20 protein-coding genes and 1 tRNA gene are annotated in these 21,297 nt (G+C 71.0%); 8 read left to right on the top strand and 13 right to left on the bottom strand.

The window, feature by feature from the left end; translation table 11 throughout:
* Window positions 1–261 precede the first annotated feature (261 nt).
* The 9 genes from JR065_RS12410 to amaB form a co-directional block, all read right to left on the bottom strand.
* Window positions 262–1,380 (bottom strand): TPM domain-containing protein, encoded by a 1,119-nt coding sequence (locus tag JR065_RS12410; RefSeq protein WP_206234527.1) that lies wholly within the window; start codon window positions 1,378–1,380, stop codon window positions 262–264.
* Between the two features lie 202 nt (window positions 1,381–1,582).
* Window positions 1,583–2,272: an aspartate/glutamate racemase family protein gene (locus JR065_RS12405; RefSeq protein ID WP_206234526.1), complete on the bottom strand. Its 690-nt coding sequence runs from the start codon at window positions 2,270–2,272 to the stop codon at window positions 1,583–1,585.
* 79 nt (window positions 2,273–2,351) lie between these two features.
* Window positions 2,352–3,260 (bottom strand): DMT family transporter, encoded by a 909-nt coding sequence (locus tag JR065_RS12400; protein ID WP_206234525.1) that lies wholly within the window; start codon window positions 3,258–3,260, stop codon window positions 2,352–2,354.
* Complete coding sequence (gene murB / locus JR065_RS12395) at window positions 3,254–4,294, bottom strand: UDP-N-acetylmuramate dehydrogenase (protein ID WP_206234524.1); 1,041 nt, start codon at window positions 4,292–4,294, stop codon at window positions 3,254–3,256. Before murB ends, JR065_RS12400 begins: the two co-directional genes overlap by 7 nt.
* A complete protein-coding gene (locus JR065_RS12390; protein WP_206234523.1) occupies window positions 4,291–5,346 on the bottom strand; it encodes a quinone-dependent dihydroorotate dehydrogenase in 1,056 nt (351 codons plus the stop codon). Before JR065_RS12390 ends, murB begins: the two co-directional genes overlap by 4 nt.
* A gap of 9 nt (window positions 5,347–5,355) precedes the next feature.
* The gene (locus tag JR065_RS12385) at window positions 5,356–6,123 is read right to left on the bottom strand and encodes a class I SAM-dependent methyltransferase (protein ID WP_206234522.1); all 768 of its coding nucleotides are present in this window, start codon (window positions 6,121–6,123) and stop codon (window positions 5,356–5,358) included.
* Window positions 6,124–6,127: 4 nt separating this feature from the next.
* Complete coding sequence (locus JR065_RS12380) at window positions 6,128–6,409, bottom strand: DUF4190 domain-containing protein (RefSeq protein WP_206234520.1); 282 nt, start codon at window positions 6,407–6,409, stop codon at window positions 6,128–6,130.
* Between the two features lie 100 nt (window positions 6,410–6,509).
* Window positions 6,510–7,250: a metallophosphoesterase family protein gene (locus tag JR065_RS12375; RefSeq protein WP_206234519.1), complete on the bottom strand. Its 741-nt coding sequence runs from the start codon at window positions 7,248–7,250 to the stop codon at window positions 6,510–6,512.
* A 3-nt stretch (window positions 7,251–7,253) separates the two neighbouring features.
* Window positions 7,254–8,786 (bottom strand): L-piperidine-6-carboxylate dehydrogenase, encoded by a 1,533-nt coding sequence (amaB, locus tag JR065_RS12370; RefSeq protein ID WP_206234518.1) that lies wholly within the window; start codon window positions 8,784–8,786, stop codon window positions 7,254–7,256.
* Between the two features lie 236 nt (window positions 8,787–9,022).
* Between amaB and JR065_RS12365 the strand changes: the two genes are divergently transcribed.
* From JR065_RS12365 to JR065_RS12350, 4 genes are all read left to right on the top strand, one after another.
* Window positions 9,023–9,099 (top strand) — tRNA-Arg (locus tag JR065_RS12365).
* 404 nt (window positions 9,100–9,503) lie between these two features.
* The gene (locus JR065_RS12360; RefSeq protein ID WP_206234517.1) at window positions 9,504–9,854 is read left to right on the top strand and encodes a hypothetical protein; all 351 of its coding nucleotides are present in this window, start codon (window positions 9,504–9,506) and stop codon (window positions 9,852–9,854) included.
* A 488-nt stretch (window positions 9,855–10,342) separates the two neighbouring features.
* Window positions 10,343–12,847: a bifunctional aspartate kinase/homoserine dehydrogenase I gene (gene thrA / locus JR065_RS12355; RefSeq protein WP_206234516.1), complete on the top strand. Its 2,505-nt coding sequence runs from the start codon at window positions 10,343–10,345 to the stop codon at window positions 12,845–12,847.
* 17 nt (window positions 12,848–12,864) lie between these two features.
* The gene (locus tag JR065_RS12350; RefSeq protein ID WP_206234543.1) at window positions 12,865–13,812 is read left to right on the top strand and encodes a homoserine kinase; all 948 of its coding nucleotides are present in this window, start codon (window positions 12,865–12,867) and stop codon (window positions 13,810–13,812) included.
* A 198-nt stretch (window positions 13,813–14,010) separates the two neighbouring features.
* On the opposite strand, the gene JR065_RS12345 is transcribed toward JR065_RS12350, so the two are convergent.
* On the bottom strand, window positions 14,011–14,694 hold the full coding sequence (locus JR065_RS12345) for a hypothetical protein (RefSeq protein WP_206234514.1): 684 nt from the start codon (window positions 14,692–14,694) through the stop codon (window positions 14,011–14,013).
* Between the two features lie 190 nt (window positions 14,695–14,884).
* On the opposite strand from JR065_RS12345, the gene thrC reads away from it, so the two are divergent.
* Window positions 14,885–16,186, top strand: a complete 1,302-nt coding sequence (gene thrC, locus JR065_RS12340) for a threonine synthase (protein WP_206234513.1) — start codon at window positions 14,885–14,887, stop codon at window positions 16,184–16,186.
* A gap of 107 nt (window positions 16,187–16,293) precedes the next feature.
* Entirely contained in the window at window positions 16,294–17,034 is a 741-nt protein-coding gene (locus tag JR065_RS12335) for a murein L,D-transpeptidase catalytic domain family protein (RefSeq protein ID WP_206234512.1), read from the top strand.
* 46 nt (window positions 17,035–17,080) lie between these two features.
* Here JR065_RS12335 and JR065_RS12330 read toward each other — a convergent pair whose 3' ends face one another.
* The 3 genes from JR065_RS12330 to JR065_RS12320 form a co-directional block, all read right to left on the bottom strand.
* Entirely contained in the window at window positions 17,081–17,398 is a 318-nt protein-coding gene (locus tag JR065_RS12330; RefSeq protein ID WP_206234511.1) for a hypothetical protein, read from the bottom strand.
* 161 nt (window positions 17,399–17,559) lie between these two features.
* Window positions 17,560–18,030, bottom strand: coding sequence for a GNAT family N-acetyltransferase (locus JR065_RS12325; protein WP_206234509.1), 471 nt, complete (start codon window positions 18,028–18,030; stop codon window positions 17,560–17,562).
* Between the two features lie 207 nt (window positions 18,031–18,237).
* Complete coding sequence (locus tag JR065_RS12320; RefSeq protein WP_206234508.1) at window positions 18,238–18,996, bottom strand: Crp/Fnr family transcriptional regulator; 759 nt, start codon at window positions 18,994–18,996, stop codon at window positions 18,238–18,240.
* Window positions 18,997–19,106: 110 nt separating this feature from the next.
* On the opposite strand from JR065_RS12320, the gene hisS reads away from it, so the two are divergent.
* Together hisS and JR065_RS12310 are read left to right on the top strand one after the other, a co-directional pair.
* The gene (gene hisS, locus JR065_RS12315; RefSeq protein WP_206234507.1) at window positions 19,107–20,504 is read left to right on the top strand and encodes a histidine--tRNA ligase; all 1,398 of its coding nucleotides are present in this window, start codon (window positions 19,107–19,109) and stop codon (window positions 20,502–20,504) included.
* Window positions 20,505–20,968: 464 nt separating this feature from the next.
* Window positions 20,969–21,295, top strand: a complete 327-nt coding sequence (locus tag JR065_RS12310; protein ID WP_206234505.1) for a YerC/YecD family TrpR-related protein — start codon at window positions 20,969–20,971, stop codon at window positions 21,293–21,295.
* Window positions 21,296–21,297: the final 2 nt, after the last annotated feature.

Here is a 21,297-nt window from a genome sequence, read left to right as displayed (position 1 = left end):
CAGCCCAGCTTGTCGGCCAGCCCGACGGATCTTTCCACCGCCCGCAGTCACGTCCCGAAGCCGACACCCTTCTCCCACCGGGAGAAGGTGGCCCGAAGGGCCGGATGAGGGTGCGCGCGAAGCCTCGCGCGCCCGATCCATGAAGGCTTCGCTCCGTACCCTCACCCCCAACCCCTCTCCCGGTGGGAGAGGGGCTTTCCCAGGCCCGGTGCCGCCGGCGGGGGGCGCCTCGCTTCGCGGCGGACCGGGATTCGTCGGCAGCTACCAGCCCGAACTGGCCCCGCCACCGCCCGAGCTGCCGCCGCCGGAGGACGACGCGCCGCTCGAGCCGCTGGACGACGAAGAGGAGGAGGACGAGGACGACGAGGACGAGGACGTGTGGCTGGCGTAGTACGCCGGGGTGTAGGCGAACGCGCCCGCGGCGGTCTCCACGACGTGGCCCTTGCGGATCAGCGTTTCGCGCTGGCGTGCCTGCTGCTGCAGATACGCGCGGAAGTGTTGCGGCGAGCGATAGCGGCGGCTCGCCAGCGCGAGGATCGAGACCAGGATCAGCAGCTCGATCGCGATCGACAGCACGAACGCCAGCGTGAACTTGGCCGACAGCAGCAGCACGAATACGCCGGGATTGATCGTCAGGAACACCTTGAAGAATCGTCCCACCCAGACCCGCTCGCTATTACCCGACTGGGCGATTTCCTCCGGTTCCCCGGCGAACTCGGGATGGCGGCGCGCCAGACGGCCGCGCCGCCATCGCATCCACCACCGGCGGGCCGGCAGCAGCAGCCAGACCAGCGCCACCAGGCCGGCCCAGGCGACCACGCCGTAGACCCAGTGCCCTTGGTCCGTTTCGCCGGACGGCGCGGTGTGCCGGGACAGTTCCTCGAGCGAGCCTGGATCCTGGGCGGCCACGCGCGCCATGAAGCCGAACGCATCGACGATGGCGCCCGCCGTGTCTCCCTGGCGCATCCCCGGCGCCAGGTAGTCGTCCAGCGCATGCCTGGCGACGACGTCGGGCAGGCGGCCTTCCAATCCGTAGCCGACCTCGAAGCGGGAGCGGCGCTCGTCCATCGCCAGCACCAGCAACAGGCCGTTGTCGGCGTCCTTCTGCCCCAGTTGCCATTTCTGGAACGCCTGCTCGGCGAGACGCTCGATGCTGCCGCCTTCCAGCGACGGCACGATGTAGACGGCGCCCCAGATGTGCTGCGCATCGCGGATCCGTTGCAGGGATTCGTTCACGCGCTGCCGGTCCGGCTCGCTCAGGATTCCGGCGGGATCGACGACGTTCGGCGTGTACTCGGGGATCCCGGCGGCCAGCGCGGGAAGCGTAGGCCAGGCCAGCAGGGCGAGCGCGACGATGGCAAGCAAGCGCAGGGTCCGCATCGGTGTCCTGTCGAAATCGATCGTTGCCCATTATGGCGTTTGCTGCGCCGTGGCGTCCGTTCGACGCGGCGCTCCGCACGTGGGACGGACGTCGGTCCGACCGTTGCCATCCGGACCTCAAGCCCTCGGCCACCGGGACGCTCCGGCAACGGCGCCGTGCGGCGCGGTCGGCGACCGCAGCCCTTTGCGACTGCCGCGTCCGCTATGCCAGGCTGTGCAGCGCCGCCGCGTGCGCGTGCAACGCGGCGGTGTCGAACAGCGGCAGCGCCGCGTCGTCCACGCCGACGAGCAGCGAGATCTCGGTGCAGCCCAGGATCACCGCCTCGGCGCCTTGCGCCTGCAACGCGGCGATCACCTCGCGGTAGCGCGCACGCGATTCGTCGCGGATCACGCCCTGGCACAGTTCGTCGTAGATGATGCGGTGCACCTGCGCGCGTCCTGGCGGGTCCGGCACCAGCACCTGGAAACCGCGTCGCTGCAGCCGCTCGCGGTAGAAGTCCTGCTCCATCGTGAAGCGGGTGCCGAGCAGCCCGACCCGGTGCACCCCGGCCGCCTGCAGCGCATCGGCGGTGGCGTCGGCGATGTGCAGCAGCGGCAGCGGCACCGCGGCGACGATCGCCTCGGCGACGCGGTGCATCGTGTTCGTGCACAGCACCAGGAAATCGGCGCCGCCGGCATGCAGCGAGCGCGCCGCGGCGGCCATCGCCGCGCCGGCCGCGTCCCAGTCGCCGGCCTGCTGCAACCGCTCGATCTCGTGGAAGTCCACGCTGTACAGCAGGACCTTGGCCGAATGCAGCCCGCCCAGCCGCGCGCGGACGGTCTGGTTGATGTGCCGGTAGTAGGGCACGGTGGATTCCCAGCTCATGCCGCCGATCAAGCCGATGGTCTTCATTGCGTCTCCAGGTGGCGGGTCGGGCGCGCGCGGGCATGCGTATCACCGATGCCGGCCACGGCGACCGTCCGGCGCGGGGTCATTCGCCGGGCTTGGCGGCCGCGCTGGCCGCCTCGCTGGCCGCGCGGCGCGCGAGCAGCGCCTCGCGGTGGGCGATGTAGGCGTTGGCGCCGAGGATGATCAGCGAGCCGATCACCGTCCAGCGGTCCGGCGACTCGTCGAACAGCCACCAGCCCAGCAGCGCCACCAGCGGCAGCTGGGTGAAGCTGATTGGGGTCAGCGCCGAGACCTCGCCGATGCGCAGCGCGCGCGTCCACAGCAACTGGCCCAGGGTGCCGAACAGGCCGGTGGCCAGCAGCCACAGCCAGTCCAGGCCCTGCGGCCAGGTCCACGCGAACAGCGCCGGCAGCAGCGACATCGGCACCCAGAACACATAGGTGTAGAACACCACGGTATTGGCGTGGTCCACGCGCGCCAGCTGCTTGATCTGGATCGCCACCAGCGCGCTCATCACCGCCGCCAGCAACGCCACCAGGGTGCCGGCGCTGAAGTCGGCGGCGCCGGGCCGGACGATGACCAGCACGCCGACGAAGCCGCACAGCACCGCGATCCAGCGCCGCAGACGCACGGTCTCGCCCAGCCACAGCACCGCGGCGATGGTGACGAACAGCGGGGTGGAATACGACAGCGAGATCGCCTGGGTCAGCGGCAGGTGGCCGATCGCCCAGAAGCCGGCGAGCATCGACACCAGGCCGATGGCGGTGCGCAGCAGGTAGCGCGGCAACTGCGCGGTGCGCAGCGACGGGCTGCCCGGGCGCAGCAGGATCGGCAGCAGGAACAGCAGGCCGAAGAAGTTGCGGAAGAAGGCTACTTCCACCGTCGAGATCGTGCCCGACGCCAGCCGGATCGCCACCGCCATCAGGCCGAACGACACCGTGCTGGCCAGCATCAGCGAGGCCGCACGCAGCGACACCGCGCCGCTCACCATTGCGCGCCGACGATGCGCGGCTCCGGATCCAGCGCCACGCCGAAGCGCTCCAGCACCGAGGCGGAAATGCGCCGCGCCAGCGCCAGGATCTGTGCGCCGCTGGCCTGGCCGTGGTTGACCAGCACCAGCGCGTGCGAGGCGGCCACGCCGGCGTCGCCGTCGCGATGGCCCTTCCACCCGCAGGCCTCGATCAGCCACGCCGCCGACAGCTTGCGCTGGCCGTCGTCGTCGCCCGGATACACCGGCAGCGCCGGATGCGCATGCTGCAGCGCCTGCGCCTGCTCGGCCGGCAGCAGCGGATTCTTGAAGAAACTGCCGGCGTTGCCGAGCGTGTCCGGGTCGGGCAGCTTGCGCCGGCGGATGTTGATCACCGCCTGCGCCACGTCCGGCGCGCCGGGCATGCGGATGCCCAGCGCCTCCAGCTCCTCGCCGATACCCGCGTAGTCCAGGCGCAACGCGTGCAGCCGCGGCAGGTTGAACTCCACTGCGACGATCAGGTAACGGTCCGGCTGGCGCTTGAACAGGCTGTCGCGGTAGCCGAACTCGCACGCGGCCGCGTCCAGCCGCACGAACGTGGCGTCGGCGCGGTCGTAGGCTTCGACCACGTGCACGAACTCGCCGACCTGCGCGCCGTAGGCGCCGATGTTCTGGATCGGCGCGGCGCCGACCGTGCCCGGGATCAGCGCCAGGTTCTCCAGCCCCGACAGGCCCTGCGCCAGCGACCACATCACCAGCTCGTGCCAGCCTACGCCGGCGCCGGCGCGGACGATGGCGTAGTCGGCGCGGTGCTCCAGCGTGTCGATGCTGCGGTTGGCGAAGGCCAGCACCACGCCCGGGGCGTCGCCGGCGAACAGCAGGTTGCTGCCGCCACCGAGCGGCAGCAGCGCCGCGCCGGCCAGCTCGGGCGCCAGCAGCGCCTCGGGCAATGCTTCGGGCGCGAAGATCTGCAGCAGCCACGGCGCCTGCGCGGCGACGTGGAAGGTGTTCAATGCCTGCAGCGGGGCGTTGCGGGTCAGCGACCAGGCGTTGCTCATAGCGCGGCGACGGCCCCGCGGCTGGGCGCTTCGCGGCGCCGGCGCATCGCCTCGACGCATTCGCCGATCAGCGCCGGGCCGCGGAACACCAGCCCGCTGTAGCACTGCACCAGCGCCGCGCCGGCGGCCATCTTGGCCACCGCGTCGGCGCCGGAGAGGATGCCGCCGACGCCGATCAGCGGGATCGATTCGGGCAGCCGCGCGCGCAGCCGGCGCAGCACCAGCGTGGACTGGCCGAGCAGCGGCGCGCCGGACAGGCCGCCGGCTTCGGCGGCCAGGCGCAGGTGCTCCAGGCCCGGGCGGGCGACGGTGGTGTTGGTCGCGATCACCCCGTCCACCGACAGGTCCGACAGCACCCGCGCCGCGGCGTCGATGTCGCTGTCGCTGAGGTCGGGCGCGACCTTGACCAGCATCGGCACGCGCTTGCCGTGGCGCGCGCCGAGCGCCTCCTGCGCCTCGCGCAATTGCGACACCAGTTGCCGCAGCGCCTGTTCCTCCTGCAGTTCGCGCAGCCCGGCGGTGTTGGGCGAGGAGATGTTGACGGTGACGTAGTCGGCCAGCGCGTAGACCTTCTCCAGGCAGTGCAGGTAGTCCGACGCGGCGTCCTCGTTGGGGGTGTCCTTGTTCTTGCCGATGTTGATGCCGAGCAGGCCGCTGCGCCGGCGCGCGCGCTCGACGTTGCGCACCAGCGCGTCCACGCCGAGGTTGTTGAAGCCCATGCGGTTGATCACCGCCTGCTGCCGCGGCAGCCGGAACATGCGCGGCTTCGGGTTGCCGGCCTGCGCGCGCGGGGTGATCGTGCCGATCTCGACGAAGCCGAAGCCCAGCGCCAGCAGCGCGTCGATGTGCTCGCCGTTCTTGTCCAGGCCGGCGGCCAGGCCGACCGGGTTGGGGAAGTCCAGGCCGAACGCGCGCGTGGGCATCGGCGCGATCGCCTTGGCCAGCAGCGGGTTGGCGCCGGTGCGGTAGGCCATCTCGATCGCGTTCAGGGCGAGCGCATGGGCGCGCTCGGCATCGAAGGCGAACAGGAACGGGCGGGCGAGGGAATACATGGGCGCAGCTCAGTTCAAGGTGCCGGCGAAGGCGCGGGTGAGGTAGTGGAAATCGACCAGGCCGTCGTGCTGGTGGCGGTCGAACAGCGCGCGCAGCGCGGCCAGCATCGGCGCGTGGTTCGGGTGGCCGGCCAGCGGCGCGTACGAGGAGGACAGCAGGCGCCCGCGCAGCGCGTCGAAATCCAGCCGCTGCAGGTTCGGGAACCGGGCCACGCCGCGCAGCCCGGCACCGAACCAGCGCTGCATCGTGGCGTCGTCGTGGTAGCGCTCGGCCACCGCGCTGTAGTCGGTGCCGTAGTCGAGCAGCAGCCGTTCGTAGCCGACCAGGAACGGCGTGCCTTCGAGGAGGCGCGAGTTCCAGTACACCAGCGCCAGCCCGCCCGGACGCAGCACGCGCGCCCACTCGCGGCGCACCGCGTCCAGGTCGAACCAGTGGAAGGCTTGCGCGGCGCTGATCAGCTCGACGCTGGCATCGGCCAGGGTGGTGGCTTCGGCGCTGCCGTCGACCGCGGCGAAGCCGGGCGCGTCGCGCAGCAGCGCGCACGCCGCCTCGCGCATCTGCCGGTTCGGTTCCACCGCCAGCACCGGGTGCCCGGCCTGCAGGAACATGCGCGCGGAGATGCCGGTGCCGGCGCCGATGTCGGCGACCTGCGCGCCGCGCGCCACGCCCAGCTCGCCGTGCACCCAGTCCAGCAGCGCCGGCGGGTAGCCGGGCCGGTAGCGCACGTAGTCGGCGACGCGGTCGCTGAAGCGTTCGCTGGAGGAGGGCGCGCTCATCGGCTCAGGACTGCGTGCCGATCAACCACGCCAAGCCGCCGAAGAACAGCGCCACCACGAGCAGCGAGACCACGCCGACCAGCACCGCGGCCCAGCCCAGGATCAGCCCGCCCACCGCCAGTCCGTCGCCCTGGAAGCGTTCTGGCTGCCGGCGGATCTCGGCGCGCGCCAGGTGCCCGGCGACGATCGCGCCGAGGCTGCCGAGCAGCGGCATCAGGGTCCAGCCGAGGATGCCGGCGACCAGGCTGACCACGGCGAGCGAGTTGGTTTCGCGTACGGCACTCATCTGCGGATCCTCGTGGGCTGGGAGGGCGGATTCGCCCCGACGGGCGCGTTCGCGTGCGCAATGGGCGAATTATCCCAGAAGCGCGCCGGCCGTGCGCCGCTCATGCGGGCATGCGCCCGTGGCGCAGGGCATGCGCCCAGTCCGGGCGGCCGTTGCGTTCGGCCTGCGCCGCCGCGCTGGCGTGGTCGTAGTCGACCGCCAGCAGCTGCGCGTCCCAGCGGCCGTCGCGGCATTCGAGCATCGCGTAGCGCGCCTGCGGCGTGCCGGTTTCGACCCGGTGCGGCTGCGGATGCGTCTCGGCATAGGCCGGCAGGCCGACGCTGCCCGGATTGCACAGCAGGCGGCCGTCGTCCAGGCGCAGCATGCGCGGCAGGTGGCTGTGCCCGCACAGCACCAGCGCCGCCGGCGACGCGTCGCCCAGGCGTTCGCGCACGCGCTGCGCGCCGGCGGCCAGCAGCCCTGGCGGCACCAGTTCGTCGAGCAGCCAGCACAGGTCGTCGTGCGGCGTGCCATGGCACAGCAGCGCCTGCTCCAGCGCCAGGGTAGGGGGCAGCCCGGCCAGCCAGCGCCGCTGCGCCGGCGTCAGCTGCGCGTAGGCGTAGGCATCGCTGGCGCCCATCGCCGCCGGCGCCAGTTCGGCCAGCTGGCGCTCGTGGTTGCCGCGCACCGTGGGCAGCGCCAGCGGCATCAGCCGCTCGGCGGTCTCGCGCGGCCACAGCGGACCGGATACCAGATCGCCGAGGTTGACGATCCGCGCTGCGCCGCGCCGCCCGATGTCCGCGAGCACCGCTTCCAGTGCCGGCAGGTTGCCGTGGATATCGGACAGGGCGGCGATGCGCATCGCTTACAGGTCGAACTTGATGCCCTGCGCCAGCGGCAGCGAGTCGGAGTAGTTGATGGTGTTGGTCTGCCGGCGCATGTAGACCTTCCACGCGTCCGAGCCGGACTCGCGGCCGCCGCCGGTGTCCTTCTCGCCGCCGAAGGCGCCGCCGATCTCGGCCCCGGAGGTGCCGATGTTGACGTTGGCGATGCCGCAGTCCGACCCGGCCGCGGACAGGAACTGCTCGGCCGCCTTCAGGTTCTGGGTGAAGATCGACGACGACAGGCCCTGCGGCACGCCGTTCTGCATCTCGATCGCCTCGTCCAGTTCGCGGTACTTCATCACGTACAGGATCGGCGCGAAGGTCTCGTGCTGCACCACCTCGTGGCTGTTGTCCAGGCCGGTGACGATCGCCGGCAGCACGAAGTTGCCCGGACGGTCCAGCGCGGTGCCGCCGGTCTGGATGGTGCCGCCGGCCGCGCGCGCCTTCTCGATCGAGGCCAGGAACTGCTCGACCGCGCCGCGGCTGTTCAGCGGCCCCATCAGGTTGGCCGGGTCGGTCGGGTCGCCGATCTTGCCCTCGACCTGCTTGTAGGCCTTGACCAGCGTCGCCAGCACGGTGTCGTAGATCGATTCGTGCACGATCAGCCGGCGCGTGGTGGTGCAGCGCTGGCCGGCGGTGCCGACCGCGCCGAACACGATGCCGGGCACCGCCAGCTTCAGGTCGGCGCTGGGGTCGAGGATGATGGCGTTGTTGCCGCCCAGTTCCAGCAGGCAGCGCCCCAGGCGCCGCGCGCACTTCTCGGCGACGTTGCGGCCGACCTGGGTGGAGCCGGTGAAGCTGATCAGCGCGATGCGCTTGTCCTCGACCAGGGTCTCGGCCAGCTCGGTGCCGGCGTCGTTGATCAGGAAGAAGATGTCGGGGAAGCCGGCGTCGCGCAGCGCGTCGTTGCAGATCCTCATCGAGGCGATCGCGGTCAGCGGGGTCTTGTTGGACGGCTTCCAGATGCAGATGTCGCCGCAGATCGCGGCCAGGAACGCGTTCCATGCCCACACCGCGACCGGGAAGTTGAACGCGCTGATGATGCCGACCAGGCCCAGCGGCTGGTACTGCTCGTACATGCGGTGGCCCGGGCGCTCGGAATGCAGCGTGTAGCCGTACAGCATGCGGCTCTGGCCCACGGCGAAGTCGGCGATGTCGATCATCTCCTGCACCTCGCCATCGCCCTCGGGCTTGCTCTTGCCCATCTCCAGCGCCACCAGCGAGCCGAGCGCGTCCTTGTGCTTGCGCAACGCTTCGCCGCACAGGCGCACCGCCTCGCCGCGGCGCGGCGCCGGGGTGGTGCGCCACAGCTTGAACGCGGCCTGCGCGCGCGCCACCACGGTCTCGTAGTCGGCCGCGGTGGTCGCCTGCACTTCGGCGATGACCTCGTTGCTGGACGGGTTCAGCGGCCGCAGCGTGCCGGCGCCGGTGGCCGAGGACCACTCGCCCTGGCCGAGGTAGGTGCCGGAATTGGATGCGGTCAGGCCGAGCGCCTTGAGCAGGTCAGCGGACATGGAATCTCCTGGGGTTGCGTTGCGACAGGGAAGGCGACCGCAGGCGGGGGACGCGGGACGCGATTAGCCGGCAATTTTAGCAGACCGGCGCCGGCGACCCCGCATGGCCACCAGGCCGTCCCCTGGGCCACCGGGGCCCAAGGTGCGACGGCATCCGCTACAATCCGCAACAAGTGGGGCAATGCGCGCGCAGCAGAAGCACAGCGCTCGCGCCAGTCTTCCCCGCAAAGCCTTATGGCCCCGTAGCTCAGCTGGATAGAGCGGTCCCCTCCTAAGGGACAGGTCGTGCGTTCGAATCGCGCCGGGGTCACCAACTTGCGCACGCCCGCGTGGCGTAAGGCGGCCAGCGAGCACCAGCGTCCCCCGGCCACCCGATGCCGTGCGAACGCCGCGCCAGGCAGGCAGTCCGTGTCGGCCGGCCAGGTGCGGAACGCCCTGCGGCGAACGTTGCAGCCGCGATGGCCAACGGGTTTTCCGGGGCATCCGCCGCGATGGCGTCCGCTCACCTGTTCTCTACCTCGCGCCGACGTGCCGTTTGCATTCGCTCCGATACGGTGGCTGCGTCGTCGGCGAGCCGATGGCGCCACGGCGGCAGGCCTGGGCGCACCTCGGTTGTCCGTGACCCTACCGCCTGAGCCGCGGCAGCCGCTTTTCGGCTCGAGCCGCTCGCGGCGACCACGTATCGAATGGCATGACCGTTCAAAACAGGAGAACCGTATGAGCAACCTACTGAAAGCGTCCGTGATGAGCCTGGCGTTGATGGCGCTGGTGGCCTGCAACCGCGACGACAAGTCCAGCGATGCGTCCGGCACCACCGACGCGTCCACGCCGGCGACGGCACCGGCCGATGCGGGCACGGCGGCGGGCCAGTCGGGCACTGCGACCGATCCGGCGGCCTCGCCGACCGGCACTGGCACCGGCACCGGCACGGGTACCGATCCGATGACCACCGACCCGGCCGCCGGCACCACGGGAACCCCGCCCACCGGGACCACCACCGGCGAGAACCCGACGACCACCACGCCGCCGGAGCCGACCACCGACAAGCCGCAGGACCAGCAGCACTGACCGACGCGGGCGGCGTGCGCCTGACGGCGCCGCCCGCGGGGATTTGCGCAAATGCCGCGTATCCCGCTGCACACAGCCCACGCGCGACGACCGGTCGCCGTGGGCTTTTCTTCGTCCGTGCAGCGCCCGCCTGGCGGCCCGGATTCATGCATTGCAGGCGGCCGCGGCCATGCGGCGGATCGGTTGCAACAGCAACCGTGCCGGCGGCGCGCAGGCAGGCGGCGCGGACGCTTGACAGCGGGCGAGGCGATGATGTCTCTTGGCGTCCATGCCGATGCCCGCCGCCCGTTCCGTTGCCCCTGTGTCGCCGTTGCGGCACGCGGCCACGCATGCGCGCCGCATTAGCACCGGTATTACCACCCACACCATTCGCCCGGTGCGCCCCGTCGTTTTCGTGTAAGTCCCGAAACCACGGCCCCGCACCCGAGTCAGGATGCGGGGAAGCCCGGCAGCCTGATGCGAACGGGGCCTCCAACCAGAGGTCACCCATGTCGTCCCCCGCCGTTGCCGCATCCCCACAGCCCGCATCCGCCGTCGCGCCCACGGTCGTACACAAGTTCGGCGGCACCTCGGTGGCCAACGCCGATTGCTACCGGCACGTCGCCGCGCTGCTGCTGGCGCGCGGGGAAACCATGCAGGTCACCGTGGTCTCGGCGATGAAGGGCGTCACCGATGCGCTGATCGAGCTGGCCGAGCTGGCCGCGCAGGAGAACGGCGAATGGCGCGAGCGCTGGCACGAGACCCGCGCCCGCCATCGCGCCGCGGCGGTATCGCTGCTCGGCGAGCATTCCGGGGCCACGGTCGAATGGCTGGACGCGCGCTTCGAGCACCTGGCCGAGATCCTGGCCGCGCTGGCGGTGATCGGCGAACTGCCGCGCGAGGTGCTCGACCGCGTGCAGGGGCTGGGCGAGGTGTATTCGGCGCAGCTGCTGGGCGAGCACCTGCGCGCGCTGGGCGAGGACTGCGCGGTGCTGGACGCGCGCGAGGTGCTGGTGGTCGATCGCGGCGAGCTCGGCGTGGACGTGGACTGGGCGGCGAGCGCGCAGCGGCTGGCGCAGTGGCGCGAGCAGAATCCGCAGCGGCGCGTGGTGGTCACCGGCTTCGTCGCCCGCGACCGCGCCGGCCGCATCACCACCCTGGGCCGCAACGGCAGCGACTATTCCGGCGCGATCTTCGCCGCGCTGTTCAACGCCGACGAACTGCATATCTGGACCGACGTCGACGGCGTGCTGTCGGCCGATCCGCGGGTGGTGCCCGAAGCGGTGCAGCTGGAGACGCTCAGCTACGACGAGGCCTGCGAACTGGCCTACTTCGGCGCCAAGGTGGTGCATCCGCAGACCATGTCGCCGGCGATCGAGCGCGGGCTGCCGATCATCATCCGCAACACCTTCCAGCCCGAGCATCCGGGTACCCGCATCACCGCCAGCAGCACCAGCAGCGGGCCGATCAAGGGCCTGACCCTGAGCCCGGACCTGGCGGTGCTGAACCTGGAGGGCACCGGCCTGATCGGCGTGCCCGGCACCGCCGAGCGCGTGTTCGCCGCGCTGCGCAACGCGCGGGTGTCGGTGGTGATGATCTCGCAGGGTTCCTCGGAGCATTCGATCTGCTGCGTGGTGCGGCAGAACGAATCCGAGCGCGCGCGCGATGCGCTGCTGTCGGCGTTCGCCCACGAACTGGTGCTCGGCCAGGTGCAGCGGGTGCAGCTGACCACCGGCATCAGCGTGCTGGCCGCGGTCGGCGACGGCATGGCCGGGCAGCCGGGCGTGGCCGCGCGCCTGTTCGAATCGCTGGGCCGCGCCCAGGTCAACATCCTGGCGATCGCGCAGGGCTCGTCGGAGCGCAACATCTCGGTGGCGATCGACAGCGCCCACGCGACCAAGGCGCTGCGCGCCGCGCACGCCGGGTTCTGGCTGTCGCCGCAGACCTTCTCGGTCGGCGTGATCGGCCCGGGCAACGTCGGCGCCGCGCTGCTGGACCAGTTGCGCAGCGCACAGCCGCAGCTGCTGGCCAAGGCCAACCTGGACCTGCGCCTGCGCGCGATCGCCGCGCGCGGCAGCATGCTGCTGGAGACGCGCGCGGTGACCGGCGACTGGCGCCAGGCCTTCGCCGGCGGCCAGCAGGCCACCGACCTGGACGCGTTCACCGCGCACCTGCTGTCGGCGCACCTGCCGCATGCGGTGATCATCGATTGCAGCGGCAGCGCCGAGGTCGCCGACCGCTATTCCGGCTGGCTGGCCGCCGGCATCCATGTGGTGACCCCGAACAAGCAGGCCGGCGCCGGCCCGCTGGCGCGTTTCCACGCGATCCGCGCCGCGGCCGCGGCCAGCGGCGCGCGCTTCCGCTACGAGGCCACGGTCGGCGCCGGCCTGCCGGTGATCACCACGCTGCGCGACCTGGTCGACACCGGCGACGAGGTGACCGCGATCGAAGGCATCTTCTCCGGCACCCTGGCCTGGCTGTTCAACAAGTACGACGGCAGCGCGCCGTTCTCGCAGCTGGTCGCCGACGCGCGCGGCATGGGCTATACCGAACCGGATCCGCGCGACGACCTGTCCGGCATCGACGTGGCGCGCAAGCTGGTGATCCTGGCGCGCGAGGCCGGGCGCGAACTGAGCCTGGAGGACGTGGCGGTGGAGAGCCTGGTGCCCGAGGCGCTGCGCCAGGCCAGCGTCGAGGAGTTCATGGCGCAGCTGCACCAGGTGGACGCGGCGTTCGCGCAGCGGCTGGCGGCGGCGAAGGCGCGCGGCTGCGTGCTGCGCTACGTGGCCCAGCTGTCGCCGCAACGCGCGCCCAGCGTCGGCCTGGTCGAGCTGCCGGCCGCGCACGCCTTCGCCAACCTGCGCCTGACCGACAACGTGGTGCAGTTCACCACGCGCCGCTACTGCGACAACCCGCTGGTGGTGCAAGGGCCCGGCGCCGGTCCGGAAGTCACCGCGGCGGGGGTGTTCGCCGACCTGCTGCGGGTGGCGGCGGGCGAGGGCGCGCGCCTGTGAGCACGGTGGCCGAGAGCATGGTGGCCGGCGCGGCGGCGGACAACCACCTGCGCCAGGCGCGCGCGTTCGCGCCAGCGTCGGTGGCCAACGTCGCGGTGGGGTTCGACCTGCTCGGCTATGCGGTGGCCGGGGTCGGCGACACGGTGACGGTGCGCCGGATCGACGCGCCCGAGGTCCGCATCGCCGCGATCCGCGGCGCGGCGGTGGAGCTGCCGCGGCTGGCCGAGCGCAATACCGCCGGCGCGGCGCTGATCGCGCTGCGCCAGGCGCTGCGGCTGCCGTTCGGTTTCGAGGTCGAGATCGACAAGGGCATTCCGCTCAGCTCGGGCATGGGCGGTTCGGCGGCCTCGTGCGTGGCCGCGCTGGTGGCCGCCAATGCGCTACTGGACGCGCCGTTGTCGCGCGAGCAGCTGTATCTGCATTCGCTGGAAGGCGAGGCGGTGGCCAGCGGCAGCCGGCACGGCGACAACCTCGGGCCGATGTTCCTGGGCGGGCTGGTGCTGTCCACGCTGGAGCGGATGGTGCCGGTGCCGGTGCCTTCGGCCTGGCACAGCCTGCTGGTGCATCCGGACGCGGTGCTGGAGACGCGCCGCGCGCGCGAGGCGCTGCACGGCAGCTATGCGTTGCAGGACTTCGTCGCGCAGAGCGGGCATCTGGCGCTGGTGCTCGCCGGCTGCCACGCGGGCGATGCCGAGCTGGTCCGCGCCGGATTGCGCGACGTGCTGATCGAGCCGCGGCGCGCGCCGCTGATCGTCGGGTTCGACGCGGCCAAGCAGGCGGCGCTGGATGCCGGGGCGATGGGCGCGAGCATCTCCGGCGCCGGCCCGAGCGTGTTCGCCTGGTTCCCGACCCGCGCCGAGGCCGAGGCCGCGGCCGCGCCGGTGCAGGCGGCGTTCGCGGCGGCGGGCCTGGGCAGCCAGTACTGGGTGTCCTCGCTGGCCAGCCCGGCGGCGAGGCTGGTCTGACGCAATCGCGTCAACAAGGGACACATAATTCTGTCGCTGTCGCTGTCGCTGTCGCTGTCGCTGTCGCTGTCGCTGTCGCTGTCGCTGTCGCCGTTGTTGCTGCGGTTGTCTTTGCTTTTGCTTTTGCTGTTGTTGTTGTTGTTGCTGTTGCTGTTGCTGTTGTTGTCGCTTCACCGCTTTTTGCTTCTCGGGCCCCCGTTAAGGGCCGGCGAGCGCGTCGGGTAAAACCCCGCAGGGGCGGCGCACAGGATGTGCGTCGTTTTTCGATGGCACATGGATGTGCCTTCGAAAAATTCCCGGCGTGCTCGCGAACCCCGCGCTTGCGCGGGGCGGCCCGCCCGGGGTGTGCTTTCTTTTGGTTACTTTTCTTTGCACAAGCAAAGAAAAGTGACTCGCGCAACGCGCGAAAGCCTTGTTTTTGAATTTGCTTTGATGCTGTTCTTGCCAACTGAAGTATGGACGCAAAGCGAAGGCCAACGCAGAAGCTAGAGCAGGAGCTGGAGCAGAAGTAGAAGCAGAAGTAGAAGCAGAAGCAGAAGCTAGAGCAGAAGCAGAAGCTAGAGCAGAAGCAGAGCTTTCGCGCTGCGCGCGACTTACTTTTCTTTGAACGGCCAAAGAAAAGTAAGCAAAAGAAAGGCCGCCCCAGTCGGGTCGCTCCGCGCTGCGCGCGGGGTCCGCGAGCAACCTGGGATTTTTCGATGGCACATCCATGTGCCAGCGAAAAACGACGCGCATCCTGCGCGTCGCCCCTCCGGGGTTTTTCCCAGGCCGCTCGCCGACCCTCAATGGGGGCCCCAAGAGCCACAGCAACAGCGACAGCAACAGCGAGAGCAACAGCAACAGCGAGAGCAACAGCAACAGCAACAGCAACAGCGAGAGCAAGAACGCTAGCTTGGCAACGGCGACATGGGGCACGGATGCGTCGCTGAAGCCTGGATGGCGTTGGCGGAACCGCAGCGCCAAGCGGTGTTAGTAGTGGACCGTGGCTGCTGCATCGACGCCACGGCTGGCGGCGCGCAGCATCCCAGGGACGATAGCAAGTGATGATTCCTACCTTTTCGACGGGCCTGCAATGAACTTCATCTCCACCCGCAACACCGCCCCGGCGGCCACCCTCAGCCAGGCCATCGCCGCCGGGCTGGCGCCCGATGGCGGGCTGTATGTGCCCGAGCGCATGCCCCAGGCGCGCGCGCTCGTCGCCGGCGCCACGCTCGCCGAGACCGCCGCGGCGCTGCTGGCGCCGTTCTTCGCCGGCGATGCGCTGGCCGCCGAACTGCCGGCGATCTGCGCCGAGGCCTTCGACTTCCCCGCGCCGTTGCAGCCGCTGGCCACGCCGGACGATCATGCGCTGGAGCTGTTCCACGGCCCCACCGCCGCGTTCAAGGACTTCGGCGCGCGTTTCCTCGCCGCATGCCTGGCGCGCCTGCGCCGCGACGCGTCCACCCCGCTGACCATCCTGGTCGCCACCTCCGGCGACACCGGCGCCGCGGTCGCCGCCGCGTTCCATCGCCAGCCCGGGCTGCGCGTGGTGGTGCTGTATCCGGACGGGCGCGTGTCGCCGCGCCAGGCGCACCAGCTCGGCTGCTTCGGCGACAACATCCACGCGCTGCGCGTGGACGGTTCGTTCGACGACTGCCAGGCGCTGGTCAAGCAGGCCTTGAACGACGTGGAACTGCAGGCGCAGGTGCCGCTGAGTTCGGCCAACAGCATCAGCCTGGGCCGGCTGCTGCCGCAGATGAGCTACTACGCGCACAGCGCGCTGGTCCACCATGCCGCGCACGCGCGGCCGCTGAACCTGGTGGTGCCCACCGGCAACCTGGGCAACGCGCTGGCGGCGATCCTGGCGCGCTCGCTGGGCGTGCCGCTGGGCCGGATCGTGCTGGCGACCAATGCCAACCACGTGTTGCCGGACTACTTCGCCGGCGGCGACTACGCGCCGCAGCCGAGCGTGGCCACGCTCGCCAACGCAATGGACGTGGGCGCGCCGAGCAACTTCGAGCGCCTGCGCTGGCTGTACCGCGGCGACGATGCCGCGCTGCGCGCCGAATTCCAGTCGTATTCGGTCGACGACGCACAGATCCGGCGCACGATCGCACAGCGCTTCCAGCGCCATGGCGAAGTGCACTGTCCGCACACCGCCACCGCCTTGCACGTGCTCGAGCAGATCCGCGCCGAGGGCGCCGAGGCCGACACCGGCAGCTGGGCGGTCGCGGCCACCGCGCATCCGGCCAAGTTCGAGGCGGTGGTGGAGCCGCTGATCGGGCGCAGCGTGCCGGTGCCGCCGGCGTTGGCGGCGCTGCTGCAGCGCCCGGCGCAGGCCGAGCCGATCGCGCCGGACTACGCCTTGCTGCGCCGGCGGCTGATCGACGGCTGAGCCGCGCGGCCCGGCGCCGGTCCGCTGCGGGCTTGGAATCGGCCGCGGCGGCACCCATCCAGGTAGCAGGACGCAAGCGCGTCCCCTGCCTGGTACCGGAGATCCCGATGCGTCGCACGCTTCGCCGCTGGTCGAGCGCCTTGTGCCTGGCGCTGCCATTGACCGCCGCTTCGGCGGCGGCGGTGCCTGCGCCGGCGCCGGCGGCGACCCGGATGCTGGTCGACGCCCTGTCGCGGCAGGCGCCGACGCTGGATCGGCAGGTGCTGGGCCTGGCCGCGCACGCATTGCAGTGCGCGCGGCGGCGCGCGCCATCGCAGTCCCCGGTGTTCGGCGTGATCGACTATTCGCTGCCGTCCAGCGAGCGCCGGCTGTGGGTGTTCGACCTGCAGCGGCGGCGGCTGCTGTTCCAGGAATGGGTGGCGCACGGCCGCAATACCGGCGACAACCGCGCGCGGCACTTCTCCAACGACGACGGCAGCTACATGTCCAGCCTCGGCGCGTTCGAGGCCGAGGAGGCCTATACCGGGCAGAACGGCTATTCGTTGCGCCTGCGCGGGCTGGAGCCGGGCTTCAACGACCACGCGCGCGATCGCGCCATCGTGATGCACGGCGCGCCGTACGTCAGCGAGGCGCTGATCCGCCGCCAGGGTCGAATCGGCCGCAGCCTGGGCTGTCCGGCGGTGCGGCCGGCGGTGGCGCGGCGGCTGATCGACAGCCTGCGCGAGGGCGCGTTCGTGTTCGCCTACTACCCCGATGCGGGATGGTTGCGCCGTTCGCGGCTGCTGGACGCCGATTGCGGCGGCACCGGCGTGGCCGCGACGGCAACGCCCGCGCAGGCCGCGGACTGACGCGCGCGGCCGCGGCTGCGGCGCGCAGGCGGCAACGGCGGACGGTTCAGGCGTCCTGCGGCTGCATCCGCTGCCAGGCCGCGTGCGCCACGCTGCGCACCTGCAGCCAGTCCAGCCGCGATCGCGGATGGTCGCGCTGGTAGATGTCGCGCAACTGCGGCGCGATGTCCTCGAAACGCTGCCCGTGGAATTTCAGGTAGGCGTCGTAGGCCAGCTTCAGCGCCGGCTCGTAGTCGGTGAAGCCGCGGCCGGGCTGGTGGAAGGATGCCTGCTCGAAATGCTCCTTCCAGAACTTCAATTCGCTTTCGCGATCCAGCATCACGCAAGCGCGGCTGTCGGATGGCGCTTCGGTTGCAACGGACATGACGGTCCTCCGTGTGGCTCCCCCCACCGGCACCGCGGCGGCGAAAGCCGCTGGTGTGTTCCGGGCGCCAGTCTATGCCTTGGCCGCGGCCGCTGTCTGCCGTCGCCGCCCGGCGTCTGAAGCGTTCATGCGCAGCTTCCGGCGTGGACGCCGCAAGCGGGTCAGGCCTCGTCGACCAGCGGCTTGAGCATGCGGTAGTGCGTGCCGCTCACCGGCAACTCGAAGGCGCCGCCGACGGCGACGAAGCCCTGCCGGACGTAGTAGCCGACCGCGCCGGCGCGCGCGTCGCACCACAGGCGGCGTCCCTTGTGCTGGCGGATCTGCCCGGCCAGGAAGCCCATCAGCAGGCGGCCGTAGCCGCGGCCCTGGTGCTCGGGCGCCGTGGCCATGCCGCGCAGGCGCCAGTCGGTCGGCTGCGGGTCGCCGGGGCAGGCCTGCGCGAAGGCGGTGCCGACGCACACCACCGCATCGCCGTCGAACACCGCCGCGTGCAGCGTGCCGGGCAGGTCGTCGCCGGCATAGGCCACGCTGTCGGCGGCAAGCCCGGGACGCAGCACCCGCAGCCGCAGCGGCCGAACCGCGGCCACGTCCACCTGGTGCAGGGCGATGGTGCCGGAGCGCGCCTGCCTCATCGGCCGCTCACGCGCACCGGCGCGGCTGCGCCAATGCGGGCGCTGGGCGGCAGGCGTGCCACGCGCTGCGAACCTGCCGCGATCCCGTCCACACGGGATGTGGAGCAGTGCCGGGGAAAACTGTGGATAAGTCCGCGCGACGGCGCCGGCGCAAGGCCGGCGCACAGGATGGCGAAAAAACCGCCGGGCGGCGCAGCGACGGGCCGGTCACTGGCCGTCGTCTGACGCCAGCCGGTGCAGCGCGGCGAAGTCCTTGATCTCGACCACGTGCAACTGCGGCAACGCGATCAATCCCTGCTGGCGCAGCTTGGTGAAGGTGCGGCTGACCGTCTCCATGGTCAGGCCGAGATGGTCGGCGATGTCGCCGCGGCCCATCGGCAGGGTCACGCTATTGCCGGCCTCCTTCTGCCGCGCCGCGCGCGCGGCCAGCTTGAGCAGGAAGTCGGCCAGCTTCTCGGTCGGCTGCAGGCGCCCCAGCGCCAGCGCGGCATCCTGCGCCGCATCCAGCTCCAGGCAGGCGCGCTGCAGCAGCTTGCGTTCCAGCTGCGGATAGTCGGCGCGCAGCTGCTGCATGTGCGCCACGCTCACCCGGCACACGCGGCTGTCGGCGATCGCCTCGATGTCGTGACGGTGCCGGGGCGATTCGCTCAGGCCGACGTAGTCGCCCGGCAACACGAAGCCGGCCACCTGGCGGCGGCCGTCGGCCAGCGTGCGCACCAGCCGCAGCGCGCCGCCGGTGACGGTGTAGACCGCCTGCCGCTGCTCGCCGGCCCGTGCCAGGGTCGCGCCGCTGGCGTAGGCCGTCGACGTGGTCACCCGCTCCAGCGCCTGTACCTCGTCGCAGGTCAGCGCCGCGCAGACCGCCAGGTGGCGCACTGCGCAGTGCAGGCAGTCGTGGGTGCGCGGAGGCTCTGCCGCGACAGGCTCGACATAAGGCAGAGCGAAGCCAGGGGAGGGCCGGTGCATGCGCGTGGCGGTCGGGGTGGACACACGGGAATGATACCCCCATGCGGCCGCAGGCACCCGCTGCGGCTAGAATTGCGTTTCGCTCGCCCCCGAAAGCAGGAGTTTTGCACGTGATCAAGCCCCGTACGCCGCCCGGCATCATGGAATTGCTGCCGCGCGAGCAGATCGCGTTCCAGCGCATGCTGGACGTCATCCGTCGCAATTACGAGCGGTTCGGGTTCCTGCCGGTGGAGACCCCGGTGTTCGAACTGTCGGACGTGCTGCTGACCAAGTCCGGCGGCGAGACCGAGCGGCAGGTGTATTTCGTGCAGTCCACCGGCACCCTGGCCAACAAGGCCGACAGCGACGAGCCCGGCCTGCCGGAGCTGGCGCTGCGCTTCGACCTGACCGTGCCGCTGGCGCGCTACGTGGCCGAGCACGAGCACGAGCTGAGCTTCCCGTTCCGCCGCTACCAGATGCAGCGCGTGTACCGCGGCGAGCGCGCCCAGCGCGGCCGCTTCCGCGAGTTCTACCAGTGCGACATCGACGTGATCGGCAAGGACACGCTGAGCATCCGCTACGACGCCGAGGTGCTGGCGGTGATCCACGCGGTGTTCGCCGAGCTGGGCATCGGCGCTTTCGCCGTGCAGCTGAACAACCGCAAGCTGATGCGCGGCTTCTTCGAGAGCCTGGGCGTGGCCGACGGCGAGCGCCAGCTGGCGGTGCTGCGCGAGGTCGACAAGCTGGACAAGCGCGGTGCCGACTACGTGCGGCAGACGCTGGCCGGCGAAGGCTTCGGCATTGCTGACGGACAGGTGCAGCAGATCCTGGATTTCGTCGCGGTGCGCTCCAGCGGCCACGACGACGCGCTGGCGCGCCTGGACGCGCTGGCGTCGGCGGCGGCGTCCAGCGCGACGCTACGCGAAGGCGTGGACGAGCTGCGCGAAGTGCTCGCGCTGGTCAAGGCGCTGGGCGTGCCGGAAAGCGCGTACTGCCTGAACTTCTCCATCGCCCGCGGCCTGGACTACTACACCGGCACGGTCTACGAGACCTTGCTGACCGACTACCCGCAGATCGGCTCGATCTGCTCGGGCGGGCGCTACGAGGACCTGGCCAGCCACTACACCAAGTCCAGGCTGCCGGGCGTGGGCATCTCGATCGGCCTGACCCGGCTGTTCTGGCAGCTGCGCGAGGCGGGGCTGATCGAGGGCATCGCGTCCAGCAGCGTGCAGGCGATGGTGGCGCTGATGGACGAGGCCAAGCTGGCCGATGCGCTGGACATCGCCCGCCGCCTGCGCGTGGGCGGGATCAACACCGAAGTGCAGATGGAGCCGAAGAAGGTCGGCAAGCAGTTCCAGTACGCCGCCCGCGCCGGCATCCGCTTCGTGGTGCTGGCCGGCGACGACGAGCTCGCGCGCGGCGTGGTCGCGGTCAAGGACCTGGTTCGCGAGCAGCAGTTCGAGGTCGCCCGCGACGAGCTCGCCAGCGCCCTGCAGGTGGAGCTGGAGCAGGCCAAGGTCATGCCCTGAGCGGACCTGCACGACCCTCGATCATCGACCTCGGCGTAGGGCGGGCATGGCGCCGCCTGGACGGTCGCGCCGCATGTCCCTTGTGGGAGCGACTTCAGTCGCGACGCGGATAGCCAGAGCCTGTCCCCGCTGAAGCCGCTCACGCACGGGTGGGCGCAAGGCGCGTTCGCCATCTGCGACCGGGCGCGCCCGTGGGTGACGACCGGAGCTTGCCTGCGCCCTTGCGCCGATGCAATGCGTCCGGGTGCCTGTCGCGGCTGAAGCCGCTCCTACGAAAGCGTGCACGCACCGCTCCTTGTAGGAGCGGCTTCAGCCGCGACAGATGGCACGGCACGACCTCACGTCCATCAGGGATCGAACACATCCCAGGGATCCAACACATCCATGGAACGCCCGCATCTGCTGCGGCTTGACCCAGCCCGTCCAATCGCGCTAATGTGCTAACACGCTATTACATTAATGCAATGAAACAACGACCCGTTCCGCTTCCCGATCGCGATGTCGACGCCTCCTTCAAGGCGCTGTCGCGCGCCCTGGCCCACCTGAGCAAGCCGCAGGAGGTCGCCGCGTTCCTGCAGGACCTGTGCACGCCGGCCGAACTGGAGGCGATGTCCGACCGCTGGCGGGTGGTGCCGCTGTTGCTCAAGGGCGTGCCGTACCGCGAGATCCACGAGCTGACCCAGGTCAGCGTCACCACCATCGGCCGCGTCGCGCGAACCCTGGAACACGGCGCCGGCGGCTATGCCGTGGCGCTGCGCCGGCAGTCGGCGCGCCCTTCCGATTCCCATTGAGA

The sequence above is a fragment of the Xanthomonas sp. genome, from assembly GCF_017163755.1.
In the GTDB taxonomy this organism is placed as follows: domain Bacteria; phylum Pseudomonadota; class Gammaproteobacteria; order Xanthomonadales; family Xanthomonadaceae; genus Xanthomonas_A.
Note: the sequence above shows the minus strand (reverse complement) of the source record. Positions and strands in the feature narration are given on the sequence as shown.

Coding starts and splice junctions, on each gene's coding strand:
- JR065_RS12325 (WP_206234509.1), bottom strand. CDS start 18,030: ATGAGGCAGGCGCGCTCCGGCACCATCGCCCTGCACCAGGTGGACGTG.
- amaB (WP_206234518.1), bottom strand. CDS start 8,786: ATGTCCGCTGACCTGCTCAAGGCGCTCGGCCTGACCGCATCCAATTCC.
- JR065_RS12360 (WP_206234517.1), top strand. CDS start 9,504: ATGAGCAACCTACTGAAAGCGTCCGTGATGAGCCTGGCGTTGATGGCG.
- JR065_RS12350 (WP_206234543.1), top strand. CDS start 12,865: ATGGTGGCCGGCGCGGCGGCGGACAACCACCTGCGCCAGGCGCGCGCG.
- thrA (WP_206234516.1), top strand. CDS start 10,343: ATGTCGTCCCCCGCCGTTGCCGCATCCCCACAGCCCGCATCCGCCGTC.
- JR065_RS12335 (WP_206234512.1), top strand. CDS start 16,294: ATGCGTCGCACGCTTCGCCGCTGGTCGAGCGCCTTGTGCCTGGCGCTG.
- JR065_RS12320 (WP_206234508.1), bottom strand. CDS start 18,996: ATGCACCGGCCCTCCCCTGGCTTCGCTCTGCCTTATGTCGAGCCTGTC.
- thrC (WP_206234513.1), top strand. CDS start 14,885: ATGAACTTCATCTCCACCCGCAACACCGCCCCGGCGGCCACCCTCAGC.
- JR065_RS12410 (WP_206234527.1), bottom strand. CDS start 1,380: ATGCGGACCCTGCGCTTGCTTGCCATCGTCGCGCTCGCCCTGCTGGCC.
- JR065_RS12385 (WP_206234522.1), bottom strand. CDS start 6,123: ATGAGCGCGCCCTCCTCCAGCGAACGCTTCAGCGACCGCGTCGCCGAC.
- JR065_RS12310 (WP_206234505.1), top strand. CDS start 20,969: ATGAAACAACGACCCGTTCCGCTTCCCGATCGCGATGTCGACGCCTCC.
- JR065_RS12400 (WP_206234525.1), bottom strand. CDS start 3,260: ATGGTGAGCGGCGCGGTGTCGCTGCGTGCGGCCTCGCTGATGCTGGCC.
- JR065_RS12380 (WP_206234520.1), bottom strand. CDS start 6,409: ATGAGTGCCGTACGCGAAACCAACTCGCTCGCCGTGGTCAGCCTGGTC.
- JR065_RS12390 (WP_206234523.1), bottom strand. CDS start 5,346: ATGTATTCCCTCGCCCGCCCGTTCCTGTTCGCCTTCGATGCCGAGCGC.
- JR065_RS12330 (WP_206234511.1), bottom strand. CDS start 17,398: ATGTCCGTTGCAACCGAAGCGCCATCCGACAGCCGCGCTTGCGTGATG.
- JR065_RS12405 (WP_206234526.1), bottom strand. CDS start 2,272: ATGAAGACCATCGGCTTGATCGGCGGCATGAGCTGGGAATCCACCGTG.
- JR065_RS12375 (WP_206234519.1), bottom strand. CDS start 7,250: ATGCGCATCGCCGCCCTGTCCGATATCCACGGCAACCTGCCGGCACTG.
- murB (WP_206234524.1), bottom strand. CDS start 4,294: ATGAGCAACGCCTGGTCGCTGACCCGCAACGCCCCGCTGCAGGCATTG.